Genomic DNA, 20,362 nt, shown 5'->3' with positions numbered 1-20,362 from the left:
TGCCGGATTTTCCGCCCATCCACCGATCACCGCATCCACCGATTACCCCACCCAAGGATCACCCCATCCACCGATCACCCCATCCACCGATCACCCCGCGGCGATCAGCTCCTCCGCCGCGCCGTTCACCGGCTGCGGCGTACCCGTGAGGTCGATGACGAACAGCGGGATGGACAGCGCGTCCGCCCGTGCGCGGGCCGCCTCCTCGTAGCCCGCGAGGGAGAAGCAGACGCAGCCCACGGACTCGGCCATCGCGCTGAGCCACACGCACTCCACGTCCCGAAGCGACGACGGTTGTACGGACGGCTCGATCAGCGCGATCACGCCCCGCGCCGCCACCCGCACCCCGGAAGGCGCCCGCTTGACAGCCCCGCGGATCTCCCCGTACCCGAGCCACCGCAGGTACAGCGCCGCCACCGTCACCGCGTCCCGCGCCGTCCGCACCGGCACCGGCTGGAAGGCGGGCCGAGGCGTCGGAGCCGTCCGGGGCAGCGGGATGTGCGACGGGCCGGTCGGAGTCGACGGGCCGGTCGGAGTCGACGGGCCGGACGGACTCGACGGGCCGGACGGGGCGGCCGGAGGCGTCGTCGAAGGTGCCTGCACCGCGCGCACCGGTATGCGCAGCACCGCCCCGCACCCGCACCCCAGCTCGGGCTGCGGCCACTGGTCCCGGCGTCCGCACATCCGGCACCGCACGGTCACCCACTCGTCGACCCACGTCCGGTCCGTCACCGGCGTCACCGTCGCGCCGCGTGCCACCGGCGGGGTCACGGGGGCGCCGCACGCGCAGGGGTAGGAGGGAGCGGCGTACACATGGTCGCGCCGGCAGACCGGGCACCGTACCGGAACGCCGCTGTCCGTCATCACCCTCACCCGTCACCGTATCCGTCACCGTTCGCCGGTTCGTGACGTCCATCGTCCACCAAGTGGGCTTGCCGCGGCAGCAAGTTGAGCCAAGAGCAGCGTGCCCGCAAGAGTCAGGGAACGGCGGCGGCTGCCGGGCAGCGGGAGGCCCGCCATGCGGGCGACCGTGCGTGGGGCGGGCCTGGCCGTGGGGTGCCCGGCGAGGCAGGCGGTGACGAGGGGCAGCAGCTCCCGCGGAACGTCCGTCAGGTCCGGGCCCACGCCTGCGGCATCGAAGGGAGCGCGCCCCGCCGCCGCGAAGGCGATGACCGCGCCGAGCGAGAAGACGTCCGACGGCGGCTTGGCCTCGCCGCGCGCCCCCGCCCGCGACTCGGGCGCCGTGTAGGCCGTGCAGTCGGGGCCTCCCCTGTAGCCGGCCTGTTCCGCGCACCACGCCGTGCCGAAGTCGACGACGCGGGGGCCGTCCGCCGACAGGAGCACGTTCGAGGGCCGGAGGGCGCCGTGCACGAGCCCGGCCCGGTGGATGTCGTTCAGGGCTCCGGCGAGCGCGTTCGCCAAGGCGCGCAGGTCACTCGTACCCAGTGGCCCGTCGAGATCCCTTACCCGCGTGGTGAGCGTCGGCCCGCGGACGTACTCCGTGGCGAGCCAGGGCACCGCCCCGTGCGGATCGGCGTCGACGAGGGTGGCTACGCGGCGTCCCCGCACCGCGCCCAGCGCGCGCGTCTCGCGGGCGAGGCGCGCGCGGAACTCCTGGTCACGGGCGAGCGAGGCGTGCACCACCCGCAGGGCGGCGGCGCGTCCCGTTCCGTCGTGCGCGAGGAAGACCCGGCCGATGCTTCCCTGCCCGAGCAGGGGCCCGGCCGTCCAGCGGCCGTACCTCCGCGGGTCCTGCCATCCGTGCCCGGCGGGCGACGCGTCCCGTGAACTGGCCACGCGCGACCCCCCGAGATGTGGCCCGAACTCAATGCGAATTCAACGACTGGGACGCGGCCTTCGGGCAGCCCGGTTCCCGGACGTCTCTTGACGGTCTCCACTGGGCCCACTTACATTGCTTCCATATAGCAGAACATAATTTCCACAATGCGGAAACAGAAGCTCACCGCGGGGCGCGACGGGAGCCGAAACCGCCAGCCGTATTCGTCGGCCGTGAGGCCGCCGAAGCCGTTGTCGAAGCAGGAGAACCCCATGGCTCGTATGACCGCTGCCCGCGCGGCAGTTGAGATCCTCAAGCGCGAAGGCGTCGTCAACGCGTTCGGTGTTCCGGGCGCCGCGATCAACCCCTTCTACAAGGCGCTCCAGCAGGGCGGGGGCATCGACCACACGCTCGCCCGGCACGTCGAGGGCGCCTCGCACATGGCCGAGGGCTACACCCGCGCCAACCCCGGCAACATCGGCGTCTGCATCGGTACGTCGGGCCCCGCGGGCACTGACATGATCACCGGTCTGTACTCCGCGACCGGTGACTCCATCCCGATCCTCTGCATCACGGGCCAGGCGCCGACGCACCTGCTCCACAAGGAGGACTTCCAGGCCGTCGACATCGCGACGATCGCCACGCCGGTCACGAAGATGGCCGTCACCGTCCTGGAGGCCGCGCAGGTGCCCGGCGTCTTCCAGCAGGCGTTCCACCTGATGCGCTCGGGCCGTCCCGGTCCGGTTCTCATCGACCTGCCGATCGACGTCCAGCAGACCGAGATCGACTTCGACCCGGAGACGTACGAGCCGCTGCCGGTCTACAAGCCGACCGCGACCCGCGCGCAGATCGAGAAGGCCATCACCTTCCTGGTCGAGTCCGAGCGCCCGCTGATCGTCGCCGGCGGCGGCATCATCAACGCCGACGCCTCCGACCTCCTGGTCGAGTTCGCCGAGATCACCAACACTCCGGTCGTCCCGACCCTGATGGGCTGGGGCACGATCCCCGACGACCACGACCTGAACGCGGGCATGGTCGGCCAGCAGACCGGCCACCGCTACGGCAACGCGACGTTCCTGGAGTCGGACTTCGTCCTGGGCATCGGCAACCGCTGGGCCAACCGTCACACCGGGTACAAGCTGGACGTGTACACCCAGGGCCGCAAGTTCGTGCACGTCGACATCGAGCCGACCCAGATCGGCAAGATCTTCGCGCCGGACTACGGGATCGCCTCCGACGCCAAGGTCGCCCTGGAGCTCTTCGTCGAGGTGGCCAAGGAGCTCAAGGCCGCCGGCAAGCTCCCCGACCGCTCCGCGTGGGTCGCATCCCACCTGGAGCGCAAGGAGACCCTGCAGCGTCGCACGCACTTCGACAACATCCCCATGAAGCCGCAGCGCGTCTACGAAGAGATGAACAAGGCCTTCGGCCCGGACACGCGGTACGTCACCACCATCGGCCTCTCGCAGATCGCGGGCGCCCAGATGCTGCACGTCTACAAGCCGCGCCACTGGATCAACTGCGGCCAGGCGGGCCCCCTCGGCTGGACGATCCCGGCCGCGCTCGGTGTCGCCACCGCGGACCGTGACACCCCGGTCGTCGCCCTGTCCGGCGACTACGACTTCCAGTTCATGATCGAGGAGCTGGCGGTCGGCGCCCAGCACCGCATCCCGTACGTCCACGTCCTGGTGAACAACGCCTACCTGGGCCTGATCCGCCAGGCCCAGATCGGCCTGGAGATCAACTTCCAGGTGAACCTGGAGTTCGAGAACCAGAACAGCCCCGAGCTCGGCGTCTACGGCGTCGACCACGTCAAGGTCGCCGAGGGCCTGGGCTGCAAGGCCATCCGCGTCACCGACCCGAACGAACTGGGCGCGGCCTTCGAGCAGGCCAAGAAGCTGGCCCAGGAGCACCAGGTCCCGGTCGTCGTCGAGGCCATCCTGGAGCGCATCACCAACATCTCCATGAGCCCCACGGCGGACATCAGTGACGTCAAGGAGTTCGAGGAGATCGCCACGGAGCCGGGCCACGCGCCTACGGCCATCCGGCCGCTGAAGGTCTGACCCCAAGGCTGAAGGGGCGGTCCACCCGTGGGGGGTGGGCCGCCCCTTTAGTGTGTGCGGATGGAATCGCTGGAAGGGCTGCAGGTCATGACCTGCGAGGGCCGGGCGGAGCTCGATGCCTGGCTGACCGCGCACCACGACACCGCCCCCGGTCTGTGGCTGCTGGTCGCCAAGAAGGCCTCGGGCGTCCCGTCGGTGACGGCGGGGGAGATCATCGACACGGCACTCTGCCACGGCTGGATCGACGGCCAGCGCAGGTCGTACGACGACGTCTACTACCTGCAGAAGATCACTCGGCGCCGGCCGCGCGGCCTCTGGTCGAAGGTGAACGTCGAGAAGGTGGAGGCCCTGACGGCCGCGGGACGCATGCGCGAGGCGGGCCTCGCGGAGGTGGCGGCGGCCAAGGCGGACGGCCGCTGGGAGGCCGCCTACGCGTCGCAGCGCAACGCCACGGTCCCGGACGACCTGACGGCGGCGCTCGCGGCGAGCCCGGCGGCTCGCAAGACCTTTGACGGCCTCGGCAAGTCGGACCAGTACGTGATCCTGCACCGCCTGATGACGGCGAAGACGCCGGAGACGCGGGCCGCGCGGCTTGAACGGATGCTGGCGACGCTGGAGTTGGGCGAGAGGGTCCGTTGAGGCGGAGGTCTCGCTTGTCCCTGCGGGCGCGTCGTGGTTGCTCGCGCAGTTCCCCGCGCCCCTTCAGGGCCCGACCGCCGGGGGAGAGCCCCTTTAAGGGGCGCGGGGAACTGCGCGACAAGCCACGATGGACCCGCAGACACAAAAGAGCGCCGAGTACGGGACCGTCCGTACTCGGCGCTCTGGCTCTGCTGAAATGCCGTACTGCCATGTGAAGTTGTAGCCGTCCGACCGCGCGCGACTGGCGGAACATGCATACGCGCTGCCGGACGGAGTCATATGGGTCCAAGGCCCAGGGGCCCGAAAGAAGCGGCTGGGACCGCGGCGGCCGCGAATGGCTCTGTGGGTTCCTCTTCCCTCAGGTCGAGAAGGGGATCGCAGCGCCTTAACCACCGCACTGGCTCGCGAGAGCCGCCGCGGTCCTCGTCCGGCCCGGTCACACCACGGGACCACCCCTCATCCGGGTCCGTGATGGTGCGGGCGCAGCACCGGAGAACTGACCTCCCGTCAATCCTCCGGCGCAGCTGGGGGGTTCTAGTCCTCGCGCAGGGCGCGGACGGCTTCCTCGACGCGCTTGCCGTACTCGGCGTCGGCGGCGTGGAAGTGGGCGAGGTTCTTCTCGATGACGTCGTCGCGGGTGACCTGCGAGAGGCCGCCGGCGATGTTCGCCACCAGGCGGGCCTGCTCATCGGCCGACATCAGGCGGTACAGCTCGCCCGCCTGGAAGAAGTGGTCGTCCTTGGTGTGGAGCGGGGCCTCGTGCGTGCCCGTGTGACCGTTGACGGCCAACGGGGCGGAGAGGGCCTGGCCGGTCTCGACCGGGCCGTCGTACGAGTTGGGCTCGTAGTTCTTGCGGTCACGGCCGTACGCGTTGGACGCCATCAGACCGTCACGGCCGTAGTTGTCGGCCGTGGTGGCCTTCGGCGCGTTCACCGCGAGGAGCGTGTGGTTGACGCCCAGGCGGTAGCGGTGCGCGTCGGCGTACGCGAACAGGCGGCCCTGCAGCATCTTGTCGGGCGACGGGCCGATGCCCGGAACGAAGTTGTTCGGGGAGAACGCGGCCTGCTCGACCTCGGCGAAGACGTTGTCGGGGTTGCGGTCCAGGACCAGGCGGCCCACGCGCTGCAGCGGGTAGTCGCTGTGCGGCCACACCTTCGTCAGGTCGAAGGGGTTGAAGCGGTAGTCCGCCGCGTCCGCCGCGGGCATGATCTGCACGTGCAGCGTCCAGGACGGGTTCACGCCGCGCTCGATGGCCTGAAGCAGGTCCGTCTGGTGCGAGTTGGCGTCCTTGCCCGCGAGCTCGGCGGCCTGCTCGGACGAGAGGCTGCGTACGCCCTGGTTCGTCTTGAAGTGGTACTTCACGAAGAAGGCCTCGCCCGCCTCGTTCGTCCACTGGTAGGTGTGCGAGCCGTAGCCGTTCATGTGGCGGTACGAAGCGGGGATGCCGCGGTCGCCCATCAGCCACGTCACCTGGTGCGTCGCCTCGGGGGCGTGCGCCCAGAAGTCCCAGACGTTGTCCGGCTCCTGCTTGCCCGTGAAGGGGTCGCGCTTCTGGGAGTGGATGAAGTCGGGGAACTTGATCGGGTCCTTGATGAAGAACACCGGGGTGTTGTTGCCGACGAGGTCGTAGTTGCCCTCTTCGGTGTAGAACTTCAGCGCGAAGCCGCGCGGGTCGCGGACCGCGTCCGCGCCGCCGAGGCTGTCCGCCACCGTGGAGAAGCGCAGGAACGTCTCGGTGCGCTTGCCGACGGTGTTCAGGAAGTCGGCCGAGGTGTACGCGGTGACGTCGTCGGTCACCTCGAAATAGCCGTACGCACCGGAACCGCGCGCGTGGACCACACGCTCCGGGATGCGCTCGCGGTTGAAGCGGGCGAGCTTCTCGAGGAGGTGCTGGTCCTGGAGGAGAAGCGGGCCACCGACGCCGGCGGTGGCTGAGTTCTGATTGTCGGCGACGGGGGCGCCGGACTCGGTCGTGAGCACACGCTTCGACATGGTGGCGAGGTTGACCTTCCGTACGGACTACTGGAACTGCTGAGGTGACGTGAGCGTAAGTACGCCTGAACAGCTACGTCAACAGTTTGTTGAAGTTGAGGTTGGGGTTCCGGGCCGCGGCGACGCCTGGGCGCGACAGGACAGGTGTCAGCGCCGCCACGGCCCGGAAGTTCGGTTGAGCTCTTGAAGCCTTCCGGCTGCTTAGAGCTCGGCGCCCGAGAGGCGCTCCACGCCGCGAAGCAGCGCGGAGTGGTCGAGGCCGCCGTCACCCTGCGTGCGCAGCGAGGCGACGAGCTGGGCGACCACGGCGCCGACCGGGAGCGAGGCACCGACATTGCGGGCGGCGTCGGTGACGATGCCCATGTCCTTGTGGTGCAGGTCGATCCGGAAGCCGGGCTTGAAGTCGCGCTTGAGGAAGTTGTCCTTCTTGCGGGTCAGGACGGTCGAGCCCGCGAGCCCCCCGTTCAGGACGTCGAGGGCGGCGGTCAGGTCCACCCCGGACTTCTCCAGGAAGACGACGGCCTCGGCGCACGCCTGGATGTTCACGGCGACGATGAGCTGGTTGGCGGCCTTCACGGTCTGACCCGAGCCGTGCGGACCGCACAGCACGATGGTCTTGCCGAGGGCGTCCAGGAGCGGCTTGGCCTCGTCGAAGTCGGCCTGCTCGCCGCCGACCATGATGGAGAGCACGGCCTCGATGGCACCGGCCTCGCCACCCGACACGGGAGCGTCCAGGACGCGGATGCCCTTGTCCTTGGCGGCCTTGGCCAGGTCCACGGAGGTCTGCGGGGTGATCGACGACATGTCGACGATCAGCGCGCCCGACTTCGCGTTCTCCAGGATGCCGTTCTCGCCGTACGCGATGGCCTCGACCTGCGGAGAGGCGGGCACCATCGTGACGATGACGTCGGCGTCCTTGACGGCCTCGGCGATGGACTTGGCGACGGTGCCGCCGGCGGCCGCGAGGCGGTCCAGCTTGTCCTGCTCGAGGGTGAAGCCGGTGACGGAGTAACCAGCCTTGATCAGGTTCTCGGACATGGGGGACCCCATGATGCCGAGTCCGATCCACGCGATCTTGGGAAGGTTGCTCATGGTGAGAGCCTTTCTGCTTACTGCGGGGCAATCGAGTGGGTGGGCGGGAAAGATCCGCCGCGAAGCGGCGGCCTAGTTCCCGGTCGGCAGCCAGCCGAAGGATTCAGAGCTGGGACGGTCGCCAGCCTTGTACTCCAGCCCGACGTATCCCTCGTATCCCGCCTTCTGGAGCTGATCCAGCAGCTCCTCCAGCGGAAGCGACCCCGTGCCCGGGGCCCCACGGCCAGGGTTGTCGGCGATCTGAACGTGCGCGGTCTGGGCGACGTACCGATCGATGACGGCCGGCAGGTCCTCACCGTTCATGGACAGGTGGTACAGGTCCATGAGGAACTTCGCGTTACCGAGACCGGTGGCGGAATTCACCTTGTCCACCACGGCGATGGCCGCGTCCGCGCTGACGATCGGGCAGCGCGGGGACTCCGGCTTGTTCAGGGCCTCGATCAGCAGCACCGCACCCACGCGGTCGGCCTCACGGGCCGCCAACACCAGGTTCTCCAGGGCGAGTTCGTCCTGGACGGCGGGGTCCACGCCCTCCATCCGGTTGCCGTACAGCGCGTTGAGCGCCTTGCAGCCGAGGGACTCGGCGAAGTCCGCCGCGACCGAGAGGTTCGCGCGAAACTTCTCGCTCTCCTCGCCCGGGATCGACAGGGCGCCGCGGTCCGGTCCGGGCAGCTGCCCGGCGTAGAAGTTCAGGCCCACCAGCTGTACGCCGGCGTCCGTGATCGCGGCCCGAAGGGCGTCGAGCTCGGACTGCTCGGGGGTGGGGGCGTCGACCCAGGGCCACCACAGCTCGACCGCCGTGAAGCCCGCCGCGGCGGCGGCCGCGGGGCGCTCCAGGAGCGGGAGTTCCGTGAAGAGGATCGACAGGTTCACATTGAAGCGCTGGTCGGAGTATCCCATGGGGCTTCCGCGCTCCTTCCGTATTGCGGAAGTTAATTTCTGTCTGATGGAAGATTGCCGTTGGGGATCCGCCCTTGTCAAGAGGGGGCTGCCGGAAAATCACCACGCGGCAGTAGGTTGTGCGCGTGCGATTGAGAGTGGAGTTCACGACCGAACCCTTCGACCTGGACGAGGCGCCCGCCCATGCGGTGGTGGCCCGTGACGTCATCCAGGGGGCCGAGCTCGACGCCGTGGACGTCGGCCCCTTCGGCAATACCGCGGAAGGCGGCGCGGACGAGGTCCTGACCGCCGTCGACGCGCTGCTGCGCAAGGCCCTGGAGGCGGGCGCCACGCGCGTCTCGCTCCAGGTGAACGTGCTCGGAGAGTCGGGGGAGGCCATCGAATGACCGGTCCCAGAGACGACCACGGCCCGTTCGTGGCCGCCGTCAAGCCGCTCGTGGACGCCATGGGCGGCGAGATCGTGCCCCCCGACGAGGCGGGCACCGACGACGTCGTCCTCGCCTGGCAGGGCGAGGACGTGATCGCCGTACGCCTGCCTCAGCTCGCGGACTCCCTGGACCACATCCTGCTCGCCCTGGAGCGCAAGCGCGGGAAGCCCCTGTCGGAGCTGGACCGCAAGGCCAAGCAGGAGGTCGTACGGATACTCGAGGCGCGAGGCGCCTTCGCCGTGCGGCACGGGGTGGAGACGGTCGCCGGCGCGCTCGGCGTCTCGCGCTTCACCGTCTACAACTACCTGAACCGCTCCACCTGACCTTCCGGGATCCGCCAGGACCTCCCAGGTCACAGGGCTCCACATGGCCGTCGTCCGTTAACCGGACGGCGGCCTTTGTTACCCGAAGTTTTCAACAAAGTGTTGACGTGGTGTTTCGGCTGGCGTTAGCTATCCGCAGCCCGTCCAGCACAAGGCCCTATGGCCACGGAGGCACCCGTGACTTCGAGCTCGACGCCGGGCCTTGCCCGGTTCAACGCCTTGCCGGAGAGTGTGGCCACCGCCGCCCTCCACGAGGCCTGCGCCTCATCGGCCTGGGGAAGCACACTGCTCTCCCAGCGCCCTTTCCCCACCGTCGAAGCCCTCTTCGCCGCCAGTGACGCCGCCATGGCCGAGCTGACCGCCGACGATCTGGCCGAGGCGATGGCCGGGCACCCGCCGATCGGCCGCCCGAAGCCCGGGGACCCCACGTCGTCGCGTGAACAGCGCGGCATGGCGGGGGCCTCCGAGGAGCTCAAGGAAGAGATGCTCGAACTGAACCTGGCCTACCAGGAGAAGTTCGGTCACGTCTTTCTGATCTGCGCCACCGGCGCGACCGGTGAGCAGATGCGCGATGCGGTGAAGACCCGGATCGGCAACAGCGCCGAGCAGGAGCGCGAGAACGTGCGCTCCGAACTCGGGAAGATCAACCGAATCCGGCTGACCCGTCTCGTGGAAGAGGACAAGGACTGATGAGCACTGACACCACCGCCTCGGTGTCCACGCACATCCTGGACACCAGCGTCGGACGCCCCGCCGAGGGCGTCGCCATCTCGCTCACGGCCCGCAGCGGCCGTGACGCCGAGTGGGTGGCGCTCGGTGGCTCCGCGACCGACGCGGACGGGCGTTGCAAGGACCTGCCGGCGCTGCCGGAGGGCACCACCCACGTACGACTCGACTTCGAGGTCGAGGAGTACTTCGCCAAGAAGAAGCAAGCCGAGGCGCAGCAGGACGCCCCCCGCGTAAGGGACAGCGGTGCGAGCGACGTGTTCTTCCCGGAGGTGGCGATCACGTTCGCCGTCACGCCGGGCGAGCACTATCACGTACCGCTGCTGCTCAACCCGTTCGGCTACTCCGTTTACCGAGGGAGCTAGCAGACATGCCCACGATTCTCGGCCAGAACCAGTACGGCAAAGCAGAGAACCGCGTCGTCAAGATCACGCGGGACGGCGACACCCACCACATCAAGGACCTGAACGTCTCGGTCGCCCTCTCCGGCGACATGGACGACGTCCACTACTCCGGCTCGAACGCCAACGTCCTGCCGACGGACACCACCAAGAACACGGTGTTCGCGTTCGCCAAGGAGTACGGCATCGAGTCCGCCGAGCAGTTCGGCATCCACCTGGCCCGCCACTTCGTGACGTCCCAGGAGCCGATCAAGGTCGCCCGCATCCGCATCCAGGAGTACTCCTGGGAGCGCATCGCGACCTCGGACAACAACTCCAGGTTCATCGGCTCGGACGAGGTCAACCACTCCTTCGCCCGCAAGGGCCAGGAGCTGCGCACCACGCAGATCACCTTCGACGGTGAGAACTGGGAGATCATCTCCGGGCTCAAGGACCTCACGGTCATGAACTCCACCAACTCGGAGTTCTGGGGCTACGTCAAGGACAAGTACACGACGCTGAAGGAGGCGTACGACCGCATCCTGTGCACCGACGTCTCCGCCGCCTGGCGTTACAACTGGACCAGCGACGCGGACCGTATGCCCAACTGGGAGAAGTCGTACGACCAGGCCAAGAAGCACATCCTGCAGGCCTTCGCCGAGACGTACTCCCTCTCGCTGCAGCAGACCCTCTACCAAATGGGTTCGCGCGTCATCAACAGCCGGAGCGAGATCGACGAGATCCGCTTCTCGCTGCCGAACAACCACCACTTCCTGGTGGACCTCGAGCCCTTCGGGCTGAAGAACGACAACGAGGTCTACTTCGCGGCGGACCGTCCCTACGGCCTGATCGAGGCCACGGTTCTCAGGGACGGGGTCCAGCCGAAGATCCCGGTCGACATGACCAACCTCTGACGCGGGACGCGCGCCCCCGTCCGTCCGCAGCGGACGGGGGCGCGCCACACCGGAGGGAACAGCAGCAATGGCACAGCCTGCAAAGGGGCCGGCGAAAGGCCCGTGTTCCACCCCATCGGCGACGACAGACATAGCTGACGGATACTCAACTCCCGACTGTCACCCGGTGGATGAGAAGCTTCACCCCTCGCGGCTCGTCCCCGCCGCGCTCCAGCACATCGCCGCCATGTACGCGGGCGTCGTCACTCCGCCGCTGATCATCGGTCAGGCCGTCGGTCTGGACGCGGTCGCGCAGACGCGCCTCATCGCGGCGAGCCTGCTGATCGCCGGACTCGCCACGATCCTGCAGACGCTCGGCGTCAAGGGCTTCGTCGGCAACCGGCTCCCCTTCGTGAACGCCGCGTCGTCGGCGGGCATCGCACCCATCCTCGCCATCGCCGAGAACAGCGCCACAGGGCACCAACTCCCGGCCATCTACGGCGCGGTGATGGTGGCAGGCGTTTTCTGCCTCGCCGTCGGACCCTTCTTCGGGCGCCTCCTGCGCTTCTTCCCGCCGCTCGTCACCGGCGTCGTCATCACGCTCATCGGCGTGACGCTGATGCCCGTGCCCGTCACCTGGGCGCAGGGCGGCGACAAGACCGCAGCTGACTTCGGCGCCATGAAGTACCTCGCGCTCGCCGCCTTCACGCTCGTCGTGATCCTCTTCTTCCAGCGGTTCGGACGCGGCTTCCTCAAGCAAGTCGCCCTGCTCCTGGGCATGTTCATCGGTACGCTCGCCGCGATCCCGTTCGGGATGGCCGACTTCAGCGCCCTCAAGTCCGCGCCGGTGGCCGCGCTCCCGACGCCGTTCGCCTTCGGCGCCCCGGAGTTCCAGCCCGCCGCGATCCTCTCGCTCTGCATCGTGATGCTGGTCCTGATGACCGAGTCGTCGGCCGGCATGCTCGCCCTCGGCGAGATCTGCGAGCGCAAGAGCGACGGAAAGACGATCACCCGCGGCCTGCGCACCGACGGCATCGCGACCCTGGTCGGCCCGGTCTTCGGCGGCTTCCCGACCTCCGCGTTCGCACAGAACGTCGGCGTCGTCTCCCTGACACGTGTCCGCAGCCGCTATGTCGTGGCCGTCGCGGGCGGCGCCCTCATCGTGCTCGGCGCCTTCCCGATGCTCGGCGCGGTCGTCAGCCTCGTACCGATGCCGGTCCTCGGCGGCGCGGGCATCGTCCTCTTCGGCTCCATCGCCGTGAGCGGCATCCGTACGCTCTCCGAGGCGGGCCTCGACGACAGCTCCAACATCATTTTGGTGGCCGTCGCGCTCGGAGCGGGCATCATCCCGCTCGCCGCGCCCACCTTCTACGCCGAATTCCCGGCCTGGGCGCAGACCGTCCTGGGCTCCGGAATCAGTGCGGGAGCGCTGACCGCGGTCCTGCTCAACCTGTTCTTCAACCATCTCGGCACCCGCAGCCCCGCGGCCGCGGCACTCAAATCTTCCTAGGGTCATGCCGTGCCCACATCGCCACAATCAAGAGAAGGAAGAAGCACCATGGCAGCACCGGCAGACCTTCAGCGCATCGTCATCGAGAACTGTGCGATCGCCACCGTCGACGCCGACGACACCGAGTACGCATCGGGATACGTCGTCGTCGCGGGCAACAAGATCGAGTCCATCGGCGCAGGTAAGGCCCCCGAGGGCCTGGCCAACGTCGTACGCCGCGTGGACGGGACCGGTCACCTGGTGACCCCCGGCCTGGTCAACACCCACCACCACTTCTACCAGTGGATCACCCGTGGCCTGGCCACCGACCACAACCTCTTCCAGTGGCTGACGGCGCTCTACCCGACGTGGGCGCGTATCGACGAGCAGATGGTGAAGGCGGCGGCCCAGGGCTCGCTCGGCATGATGGCCCGCGGCGGTGTCACCACCGCGATGGACCACCACTACGTCTTCCCGAAGAACTCGGGCGACCTGTCCGGCGCCATCATCGGCGCCGCGAGCGACATGGGTGTCCGCTTCACCCTGGCCCGCGGCTCCATGGACCGCAGCGAGAAGGACGGCGGCCTGCCGCCGGACTTCGCCGTCGAGACCCTCGAAGGCGCGCTCGCCGCGACCGCCGCGACCGTCGACAAGCACCACGACGCATCCTTCGACGCGATGACCCAGGTCGCCGTCGCCCCTTGCTCCCCGTTCTCGGTCTCGACCGAACTCATGAAGCAGGGCGCCGAGTTGGCGCGCGCCAAGGGTGTACGTCTGCACACCCACGGCAGTGAGACCGTCGAGGAGGAGCAGTTCTGCAAGGAGCTGTTCGGTATGGGTCCGACCGACTACTTCGAGTCGACGGGCTGGCTCGGTGACGACGTGTGGATGGCGCACTGCGTCCACATGAACGACTCCGACATCGCCGCCTTCGCCCGCACCGGCACCGGCGTCGCGCACTGCCCGTCCTCCAACGCACGTCTGGCCGCGGGCATCGCCCGCGTACCCGACATGCTCAAGGCGGGCGTCCCGGTCGGCCTCGGCGTCGACGGCACCGCGTCCAACGAGTCCGGCGAACTCCACACCGAGCTGCGCAACGCGCTGCTCATCAACCGCCTCGGCGCGCACCGTGAAGCCGCCCTGAACGCCCGTCAGGCGCTGCGCCTCGGCACCTTCGGCGGTGCCCAAGTCCTGGGCCGTGCAAGCCAGATCGGGTCGCTCGAGCCGGGCAAGCTCGCCGACCTGGTCCTCTGGAAGATCGACGGCATCGGGCACTCCTCGATCGCCGACCCGGTGACCGCCATCGTCTTCGGCGCGGCGGCCCCGGTCACGCTCTCCCTCGTCAACGGCCGGCCGATCGTCGAAGACGGCCGCCTGCTGCACGTCGACGAGGACGCCATCGCCCGCTCCGCGCGGGACGAGGCGCAGCGCCTCGCGCGGATCGCCGCGGAGGCCTGACCCAAGAACTCCGGTCAGGGGGGACGGCCCTTGACCGGACTTGAGCAGCCGAGCGGGCTGCTCAAGTGCCGCCCCGGAACGTGGCCCAAAGCTTCACGTTCCCGGGGCGGTCAGTACTACCTGGGCGCACCACCCACAACTTCACACCGAGCAAGCCCTTGCACCACGCACCACCTCCCAGAAGCGAAAAGTGCCGGCACAGCCCGCCGTACTGGAAAACAACCGGAGGAGCCACAGTGGCCACTCAGCCCAGGTTCACCAAGCAAGGCACCACCCCAGACCCATCCGAAGTCGACGGCGAGAGCGCCATACAAGAGATACACCCCGTCGACCAGAAGCTCCCCCCGCTCAAGATGGCCACGACCGGCCTCCAGCACGTGGCGGCCATGTACGCGGGGGTCGTCGCCCCGCCGCTCATCGTGGGCGCGGCGATCGGCCTCTCCGCGAAGGAACTCACCTTCCTGACCGGCGCGTGTCTGTTCACCGCCGGCCTCGCCACCTTCCTCCAGACGCTCGGCATCTGGAAGATCGGCGCCCGGCTGCCCTTCGTCAACGGCGTCACCTTCGCCGGTGTCGCGCCCATGCTCGCCGTCGTCGACTCGACCGACAACAAGGACGACGCGCTCCCGATCATCTTCGGCGCGGTCATCGTCGCGGGCATCCTCGGCTTCATCGCGGCGCCCTTCTTCTCCAAACTGGTCCGCTTCTTCCCACCGGTGGTGACCGGCACGGTCATCACGCTCATCGGCATCTCGCTCATGCCGGTCGCCTTCGGCTGGGCACAGGGACCCGTGCCGGGCGCCGATGACTACGGCTCGATGAAGAACCTCGGCCTCGCGGGCATCACCCTCGTGATCGTCCTGCTGCTGCGCCGCTTCACCACCGGCTTCGTCAAGCAGATCGCCGTGCTCCTCGGCCTCGTCGTCGGCACGGTCATCGCGATCCCGTTCGGTGTCACGGACTTCAGCCCGGTCGGTGACGCGGACATCGTCGGCTTCCCGACGCCGTTCCACTTCGGCGCCCCGCAGTTCGCGGCGGCGGCGATCGTCTCCCTCTGTGTCGTGATGGTCGTCTCGATGACCGAGTCCACCGCCGACATGCTCGCTCTCGGTGAGATCGTGGAGCGCCCCGCCGACGAGAAGACCATCGCGGCCGGCCTGCGCGCCGACACCCTCGGCTCGGCGATCAGCCCGCTCTTCAACGGCTTCATGTGCAGCGCGTTCGCGCAGAACATCGGCCTGGTCGCGATGACGAAGATCCGCAGCCGGTACGTCGTCGCCGCGGGTGGCGGCTTCCTGGTCCTGATGGGCCTGTGCCCGATGGCCGCCTCGCTCATCGCCGTCGTACCGCGTCCGGTGCTCGGCGGCGCGGGTGTCGTCCTCTTCGGCTCGGTCGCGGCGAGCGGCATCCAGACGCTGGTGAAGGCGAACCTGGAGCGTGACAACAACGTCCTGATCGTGGCCGTCTCGCTGGCCGTCGGCCTCATCCCGATCGCGGCGCCGGAGTTCTACCACGCGTTCCCGGAGACCGCGAAGATCATCCTCGACTCGGGCATCTCCACCGGCTGTGTCGCGGCGGTTCTCCTGAACCTGGTCTTCAACCACATCGGCAAGCGCGGTGAGGACGACGACGTGACCAATCCGATGGAGCCCGGGGGAGAAATCGCTGAACAGAGGGTGCACGAAGGGTCTTCCCCGGCGGGGGCCCACTGACGTAACGTGCGTGACGCCGCCCGCATCGCGGAAGTTACTTTCCAGTCGGACTGATGGTCGGCCCCGCCCCATGCCTCGTGAACTCCCATGGGACGGGACCGACTTCCGGCGTCACGCACACGGAAGAAGCGCCACCCATGAGTTCTCAGCCCCGCCCTGCCGAAACGGCCCCTGAGGTTCTTCCGGAGGTCCATCCGGTCGACGAGATCCTGCCGCCGGGCCGGATGCTCGTCGCAAGCCTCCAGCACGTCGCCTCCATGTACGCGGGCGCGGTCTCGGTCCCGCTCGTCGTGGCCGTCGCCGCCAAGATGTCGCCGGGGGACACCGCCGTACTGATGGGCGGCAGCCTCCTGATGGCGGGCATCGCGACGCTGCTCCAGACGCTGGGCATAGGCAACTTCATCGGCTCCCGCCTGCCCTTCGTCAACGGAGTCTCGTTCGCGGGCGTCGGCGTGATGCTGACGATCCTCACGACGCAGGGCGGTGTCGAGGCGGGGATGCCGGTCGTCTTCGGGGCGATCATCGTCTCAAGCATCTTCGGCTTCCTGGTCAGTTCCTACTTCTCGCGCCTGGTCCGCTTCTTCCCACCGGTGGTGACGGGATCGGTCATCACCCTGATCGGCGTCTCCCTCATCCCCGTCGCGTACGACTGGATCGTGGACGACTCGCCGACGGGCACCCCGGAGCCGGCCAGCATAGGCCTGGCGGGCGCAACGGTCCTGGTCATGCTGCTGCTCCAGCGCTTCACGCGCGGCTTCCTCAAGCAGATCAGCATGCTCTTCGCGATGGTCTTCGGTACGTTGCTCGCGATCCCGATGGGCCTCGCCGACTTCTCGAAGCTGGGCGACGCGGCTTTGGTGGGCATCCCCTCTCCATTGCACTTCGGCGCACCGGAGTTCAACATCCCGGCCATCATCTCGATGTGCGTCGTGATGCTGGTGATCCTCACCGAGTCGACCGCCGACATGATCGCCCTCGGGAAGATCGTCGACAAGGAGGTCGACGAGAAGACGATCGCCCGCGGCCTGCGCGCCGACGCGCTGGGCTCGGCACTGAGCCCGCTCTTCAACGCCTTCCACGCGAGCGCGTTCGCGCAGAACATCGGCCTGGTCGTCATCTCCAAGGTGCGCAGCCGCTTCGTGGTGGCGCTCAGCGGCGCGATCCTCGTCCTGATCGGCCTCAGCCCGGCGGCGGCCGCCCTGATCTCCGTGGTCCCGATGCCGGTCCTGGCGGCAGTCAGCCTCTTCCTCTTCGGCTCCATCGCGGTCAGCGGCATCCAGACGCTGCTCCAGGCGGACCTGCACCGGGGCGACAACGCCCTCATCGTCGTGGTCACCCTGGGCGCGGGCCTGGCACCCGCGCTGTCGGACGGCTTCTACGACGCGTTCCCGGCCTGGGCGCAGATCGTCCTCGGATCGGGAATCTCCACGGGCTGCCTGCTGGCGGTGGCCCTGAACCTGGTCTTCAACCACCTGGGCGACAAGGCGAGTTCGGCGGAGCCGGAGCCCGCGATCACCCACTGAGCCGAGGGTCGGTCGGGGCCACCGCGAGGAAATCCGACATCACCCTGGCCACGGCACATTGACGTCGAATATGTGCCAGACCGGGGTCGGGGGGCGCTGCTGAACTCGACGACATGCCCAGACCCACCACATCACCATCCCCGGCCGCCCCCTCCGCCCGCTCACGGCGAGGCGGCTGGCCGGCCGTCGCCGCCGTGACGATGGGGATCTTCTCCATCGTCACGACCGAGATCCTGCCGATCGGCCTACTGACCCCCATAGGCGACAGCTTCGGCCTCTCGGACGGCACGGCGGGCCTGATGATGACCCTGCCGGGCATACTCGCGGCTGTCGCCGCACCGACCGTCACGGTCACAACCGGAAGCGTCGACCGTCGCCACATGCTCGGCGCCCTGATCCTGGTCCTGGCCCTCGCGAACTTCCTCGCGGCGATCGCGCCCGGCTACTGGCTGATGCTGGTCTCCCGGGTCCTCGTCGGACTCGTCATCGGCGCCTTCTGGTCCATCGGATCGGGGCTTGCGGTCCGGCTGGTCCCCGAGGCCCAGGCCGGGCGGGCGACCGCCGTGATCTTCTCCGCCGTCCCGCTGGGATCGGTGCTCGGCGTGCCCGCGGGAACCCTGCTCGGTCAACTGGCGGGCTGGCGCGCGGCGTTCATCACGATGGGCATCCTGACACTGGGTGTGCTGGCCGCGCTGATGGTCTCCCTGACGCCCCTGCCTCCGCAGAGCGTCACCCGCCTCAGCGTGCTGCGCGACCTGCTCAGGACCGCCCGCGTCCGCCGCGGCCTGGCCGTGACGTTCCTCGTCGTGACGGCGCACTTCGGCACGTACACCTACGTCACTCCATTCCTGGCGGAGGTGACGTGTGCGGGCCCGCGCCTCATCACCGCCTACCTGCTCGCGTACGGCGCCGCGGGCATCGCCGGCAACTTCCTGGCCGGCGCGTGGGTGCGGCGCGAGCTGCACGTCACGTTCACGGCGGCGGCGTGCCTGCTCGCCGCCGCGACGCTGTTGCTGCCGGTGCTGGGCGCGGGGAAGGCGGGCGCGCTGGTGCTGCTCCTGGCCTGGGGCGTCGCGTACGGGGCGGTGCCGGTCTGCTCCCAGACATGGTTCGTGACGGCCTCGCCGGGTGCGCCCGAGGCGGCGTCCGTGGTGTTCACGTCCTCGTTCCAGGCGACGTTCGCGCTGGGCGCGTTGGCGGGCGGAACGGTGGTGGACGCGACGTCCACCACCGTGGTGATGGTCCTCGGGGGAGTGGTCGCGCTACTGGCGGCTACGGTCGCCGCGCCCCGCCGGGGGCGCCGGGGGTGAGGTCCCGCAATCGGTGCCTCACGTCACCGCCGCCGGAGAGCGGTCCGTCGCCAGTTTGATCGCCAGTCCGCCCAGCACCGTCCCCATCACATACCGCTGCACCCGCAGCCAACTCGGACGGCGGGCCAGGAACACCGCGATCGTGCCCGCCGCCAGGACGACGGCGAGGTTCACCCCCAGGCTGATGGAGATCTGGATGCCGCCGAGCACGAAGCCCTGTACCAAGGCATGACCCGCCGCCGGGTCGATGAACTGGGGTATGAGCGAGACGTACATGATGGCGACCTTCGGGTTCAGGAGGTTCGTGAGCATCCCCATCGAGAACAGCCGCCGGGGCGAGTCCGGGGTCAACTCCTGTTGGGCGAAGACCGATACGCCGCCCGGCTTCAGCGCCTTCCAGGCCAGCCACGCGAGGTATGCCGCCCCGGCCAGCTTCACGGCCACGTACAGCTGGGGGACCGCCAGGAAGACCAGCGACAGGCCCAGGTTCGCGGCCGTCAGGTAGACGAGGAAGCCGACTGCGACCCCGGCCAGGGAGATCGCCCCGGCCCGCCTGCCCTGCGTGATGCTGCGCGAGACGAGGTACATCATGTTGGGTCCCGGCGTGAGGACCATGCCCAGGGACACCACTGCGACGCCGAGGAACGCGTTCATTCCGATCATTCAGCCAGGATCGGCCGACCGCACCCTCCAGCACCAGCGAGGAATTCTTCACTCATCACCTAAGCGCTGCTACATCAGCGTGGCGCGGGGTGCCGGTGTCGGCGCCCCGCGCCTCTGCGGGTGGCCTCAGCCGATGCGGTACGAGTCTCCGTACACCTTCCACTCCAGCGGTGTGTCCAGGTTCAGGTTGCCCCTGTCCAGGAACACCCGCTGCGCCGTGTCGACCCGGCTGGTGTCCTCGTGTGCCTCCTCCTGCTTCATCGCCCAGACCCGCGCGTCCAGGAAGGCGTTCAGGTAGTCCGTCTCGTCGCCGCCCTGTGCCGGCGGCTTCGCCGAACGCAGCGCGCGCTCGCGGATGTTGCGGAAGCTGGTGCTGTCGCTGCCGTCGCCGTGCATGACGATCGCGTCGTAGTACGTGAACTGCCCGAGGACACCGATGCCGTCCGTCTTGCCCTGCCTGACGGCCGGGTTGAAGTAGACACGGTCGCGCTCGTCGTTCTGCGCCTTCTGGAACTCGGGGTCCTCCGCGGCCCTCTCCCAGTCCGGCTTGTACGTGGGGTCGAGACCCTCGTGGGAGTCGGTGCCGTCCACCCGGCGCAGCGCGGGCAGGTACTTGGCCAGGACGTTGCCCGGCTTGCGCCGGGTGTAGAGCTCCACGAGGTCGAGCATGTCACCGGTGCCCGAGCAGAAGCCGATGATTCCGGCGGTGTAGCCGCGGCCGTCGCCGATGTCCTCGCAGTAGCGGTAGTACTCCTTCCAGTTGAGGTCGGAGTTCTCGGCGCTGCACACGATCTTCATGGCGATCTCCTTCTTCGCCGGATCGTCGAGCCCGCCCGCCTTGGGGGAGGGGGCGGCGCCTGCCGTCTGGGAGGCGATGACCGGGCCGGCGACGAGCGAGGCGCCCATGAAGGCGAGCAGGGTGCGGCGTGAGGTGTGGATGCGGGGGGTGGGGGCGCGATGGGGGGTGGGCACGGGACCTCCAAGGTGGGGGAGTTCG

General features: G+C 68.8%; 19 protein-coding genes. 12 read left to right on the top strand and 7 right to left on the bottom strand.

Annotated features, from left to right (window positions below):
• Positions 1 to 90: 90 nt before the first annotated feature.
• Positions 91 to 864 (bottom strand): hypothetical protein, encoded by a 774-nt coding sequence (locus tag AC5P1C_RS00660; RefSeq protein ID WP_493863633.1) that lies wholly within the window; start codon positions 862 to 864, stop codon positions 91 to 93.
• Between the two features lie 24 nt (positions 865 to 888).
• The gene (locus AC5P1C_RS00655; RefSeq protein WP_493863632.1) at positions 889 to 1,797 is read right to left on the bottom strand and encodes a protein kinase domain-containing protein; all 909 of its coding nucleotides are present in this window, start codon (positions 1,795 to 1,797) and stop codon (positions 889 to 891) included.
• Positions 1,798 to 2,049: 252 nt separating this feature from the next.
• Here AC5P1C_RS00655 and gcl point away from each other — a divergent pair, with 252 nt between their 5' ends.
• Complete coding sequence (gene gcl, locus AC5P1C_RS00650; protein ID WP_493863631.1) at positions 2,050 to 3,837, top strand: glyoxylate carboligase; 1,788 nt, start codon at positions 2,050 to 2,052, stop codon at positions 3,835 to 3,837.
• A 60-nt stretch (positions 3,838 to 3,897) separates the two neighbouring features.
• Positions 3,898 to 4,476 (top strand): YdeI/OmpD-associated family protein, encoded by a 579-nt coding sequence (locus AC5P1C_RS00645; protein ID WP_493863630.1) that lies wholly within the window; start codon positions 3,898 to 3,900, stop codon positions 4,474 to 4,476.
• 534 nt (positions 4,477 to 5,010) lie between these two features.
• Here AC5P1C_RS00645 and AC5P1C_RS00640 read toward each other — a convergent pair.
• From AC5P1C_RS00640 to AC5P1C_RS00630, 3 genes are all read right to left on the bottom strand, one after another.
• Positions 5,011 to 6,468, bottom strand: a complete 1,458-nt coding sequence (locus AC5P1C_RS00640; RefSeq protein ID WP_493863629.1) for a catalase — start codon at positions 6,466 to 6,468, stop codon at positions 5,011 to 5,013.
• Positions 6,469 to 6,669: 201 nt separating this feature from the next.
• Entirely contained in the window at positions 6,670 to 7,560 is an 891-nt protein-coding gene (locus tag AC5P1C_RS00635; protein WP_493863628.1) for a 2-hydroxy-3-oxopropionate reductase, read from the bottom strand.
• 72 nt (positions 7,561 to 7,632) lie between these two features.
• Positions 7,633 to 8,460: a TIM barrel protein gene (locus AC5P1C_RS00630; RefSeq protein WP_493863627.1), complete on the bottom strand. Its 828-nt coding sequence runs from the start codon at positions 8,458 to 8,460 to the stop codon at positions 7,633 to 7,635.
• Between the two features lie 125 nt (positions 8,461 to 8,585).
• Between AC5P1C_RS00630 and AC5P1C_RS00625 the strand changes: the two genes are divergently transcribed.
• The 10 genes from AC5P1C_RS00625 to AC5P1C_RS00580 all read left to right on the top strand — a co-directional run bounded on the left by AC5P1C_RS00625 (position 8,586) and on the right by AC5P1C_RS00580 (position 18,702).
• Positions 8,586 to 8,846: a YkoF family thiamine-binding protein gene (locus tag AC5P1C_RS00625; RefSeq protein ID WP_249586930.1), complete on the top strand. Its 261-nt coding sequence runs from the start codon at positions 8,586 to 8,588 to the stop codon at positions 8,844 to 8,846.
• On the top strand, positions 8,843 to 9,211 hold the full coding sequence (locus AC5P1C_RS00620) for a helix-turn-helix domain-containing protein (protein WP_493863626.1): 369 nt from the start codon (positions 8,843 to 8,845) through the stop codon (positions 9,209 to 9,211). The genes AC5P1C_RS00625 and AC5P1C_RS00620 overlap by 4 nt, the downstream gene beginning before the upstream one ends.
• A gap of 177 nt (positions 9,212 to 9,388) precedes the next feature.
• The gene (uraD, locus tag AC5P1C_RS00615; RefSeq protein WP_493863625.1) at positions 9,389 to 9,901 is read left to right on the top strand and encodes a 2-oxo-4-hydroxy-4-carboxy-5-ureidoimidazoline decarboxylase; all 513 of its coding nucleotides are present in this window, start codon (positions 9,389 to 9,391) and stop codon (positions 9,899 to 9,901) included.
• Positions 9,901 to 10,302, top strand: coding sequence for a hydroxyisourate hydrolase (gene uraH / locus AC5P1C_RS00610; protein WP_493863624.1), 402 nt, complete (start codon positions 9,901 to 9,903; stop codon positions 10,300 to 10,302). The genes uraD and uraH overlap by 1 nt, the downstream gene beginning before the upstream one ends.
• A 5-nt stretch (positions 10,303 to 10,307) precedes the next feature.
• Entirely contained in the window at positions 10,308 to 11,231 is a 924-nt protein-coding gene (gene pucL / locus AC5P1C_RS00605; RefSeq protein ID WP_493863623.1) for a factor-independent urate hydroxylase, read from the top strand.
• Between the two features lie 67 nt (positions 11,232 to 11,298).
• Complete coding sequence (locus tag AC5P1C_RS00600) at positions 11,299 to 12,720, top strand: nucleobase:cation symporter-2 family protein (protein WP_493863622.1); 1,422 nt, start codon at positions 11,299 to 11,301, stop codon at positions 12,718 to 12,720.
• 48 nt (positions 12,721 to 12,768) lie between these two features.
• The gene (locus AC5P1C_RS00595) at positions 12,769 to 14,157 is read left to right on the top strand and encodes an 8-oxoguanine deaminase (RefSeq protein WP_493863621.1); all 1,389 of its coding nucleotides are present in this window, start codon (positions 12,769 to 12,771) and stop codon (positions 14,155 to 14,157) included.
• A 353-nt stretch (positions 14,158 to 14,510) separates the two neighbouring features.
• Entirely contained in the window at positions 14,511 to 15,869 is a 1,359-nt protein-coding gene (locus AC5P1C_RS00590; protein WP_493864012.1) for a nucleobase:cation symporter-2 family protein, read from the top strand.
• Positions 15,870 to 16,006: 137 nt separating this feature from the next.
• Positions 16,007 to 17,392: a nucleobase:cation symporter-2 family protein gene (locus AC5P1C_RS00585; RefSeq protein WP_493863620.1), complete on the top strand. Its 1,386-nt coding sequence runs from the start codon at positions 16,007 to 16,009 to the stop codon at positions 17,390 to 17,392.
• A gap of 113 nt (positions 17,393 to 17,505) precedes the next feature.
• A complete protein-coding gene (locus AC5P1C_RS00580; RefSeq protein WP_493863619.1) occupies positions 17,506 to 18,702 on the top strand; it encodes an MFS transporter in 1,197 nt (398 codons plus the stop codon).
• Positions 18,703 to 18,720: 18 nt separating this feature from the next.
• Here the strand turns inward: AC5P1C_RS00580 and AC5P1C_RS00575 are convergent, their stop codons facing one another.
• A complete protein-coding gene (locus AC5P1C_RS00575) occupies positions 18,721 to 19,365 on the bottom strand; it encodes a LysE family translocator (protein ID WP_493863618.1) in 645 nt (214 codons plus the stop codon).
• A 126-nt stretch (positions 19,366 to 19,491) separates the two neighbouring features.
• Positions 19,492 to 20,271 (bottom strand): chitosanase, encoded by a 780-nt coding sequence (locus AC5P1C_RS00570; RefSeq protein ID WP_493864011.1) that lies wholly within the window; start codon positions 20,269 to 20,271, stop codon positions 19,492 to 19,494.
• Positions 20,272 to 20,362: the final 91 nt, after the last annotated feature.

Source organism: Streptomyces sp. A18 (genome assembly GCF_059026065.1).
Note: the sequence above shows the minus strand (reverse complement) of the source record. Positions and strands in the feature narration are given on the sequence as shown.

What these genes read in the sequence shown, in the direction of transcription:
- AC5P1C_RS00575 (WP_493863618.1), bottom strand. Translation starts at nt 19,365, where the DNA reads ATGATCGGAATGAACGCGTTCCTCGGCGTCGCAGTGGTGTCCCTGGGC.
- gcl (WP_493863631.1), top strand. Translation starts at nt 2,050, where the DNA reads ATGGCTCGTATGACCGCTGCCCGCGCGGCAGTTGAGATCCTCAAGCGC.
- AC5P1C_RS00620 (WP_493863626.1), top strand. Translation starts at nt 8,843, where the DNA reads ATGACCGGTCCCAGAGACGACCACGGCCCGTTCGTGGCCGCCGTCAAG.
- AC5P1C_RS00645 (WP_493863630.1), top strand. Translation starts at nt 3,898, where the DNA reads ATGGAATCGCTGGAAGGGCTGCAGGTCATGACCTGCGAGGGCCGGGCG.
- AC5P1C_RS00595 (WP_493863621.1), top strand. Translation starts at nt 12,769, where the DNA reads ATGGCAGCACCGGCAGACCTTCAGCGCATCGTCATCGAGAACTGTGCG.
- AC5P1C_RS00660 (WP_493863633.1), bottom strand. Translation starts at nt 864, where the DNA reads ATGACGGACAGCGGCGTTCCGGTACGGTGCCCGGTCTGCCGGCGCGAC.
- uraH (WP_493863624.1), top strand. Translation starts at nt 9,901, where the DNA reads ATGAGCACTGACACCACCGCCTCGGTGTCCACGCACATCCTGGACACC.
- AC5P1C_RS00635 (WP_493863628.1), bottom strand. Translation starts at nt 7,560, where the DNA reads ATGAGCAACCTTCCCAAGATCGCGTGGATCGGACTCGGCATCATGGGG.
- AC5P1C_RS00630 (WP_493863627.1), bottom strand. Translation starts at nt 8,460, where the DNA reads ATGGGATACTCCGACCAGCGCTTCAATGTGAACCTGTCGATCCTCTTC.
- AC5P1C_RS00600 (WP_493863622.1), top strand. Translation starts at nt 11,299, where the DNA reads ATGGCACAGCCTGCAAAGGGGCCGGCGAAAGGCCCGTGTTCCACCCCA.
- AC5P1C_RS00585 (WP_493863620.1), top strand. Translation starts at nt 16,007, where the DNA reads ATGAGTTCTCAGCCCCGCCCTGCCGAAACGGCCCCTGAGGTTCTTCCG.
- pucL (WP_493863623.1), top strand. Translation starts at nt 10,308, where the DNA reads ATGCCCACGATTCTCGGCCAGAACCAGTACGGCAAAGCAGAGAACCGC.
- AC5P1C_RS00640 (WP_493863629.1), bottom strand. Translation starts at nt 6,468, where the DNA reads ATGTCGAAGCGTGTGCTCACGACCGAGTCCGGCGCCCCCGTCGCCGAC.
- AC5P1C_RS00580 (WP_493863619.1), top strand. Translation starts at nt 17,506, where the DNA reads ATGCCCAGACCCACCACATCACCATCCCCGGCCGCCCCCTCCGCCCGC.
- AC5P1C_RS00590 (WP_493864012.1), top strand. Translation starts at nt 14,511, where the DNA reads ATGGCCACGACCGGCCTCCAGCACGTGGCGGCCATGTACGCGGGGGTC.
- AC5P1C_RS00570 (WP_493864011.1), bottom strand. Translation starts at nt 20,271, where the DNA reads ATGGGCGCCTCGCTCGTCGCCGGCCCGGTCATCGCCTCCCAGACGGCA.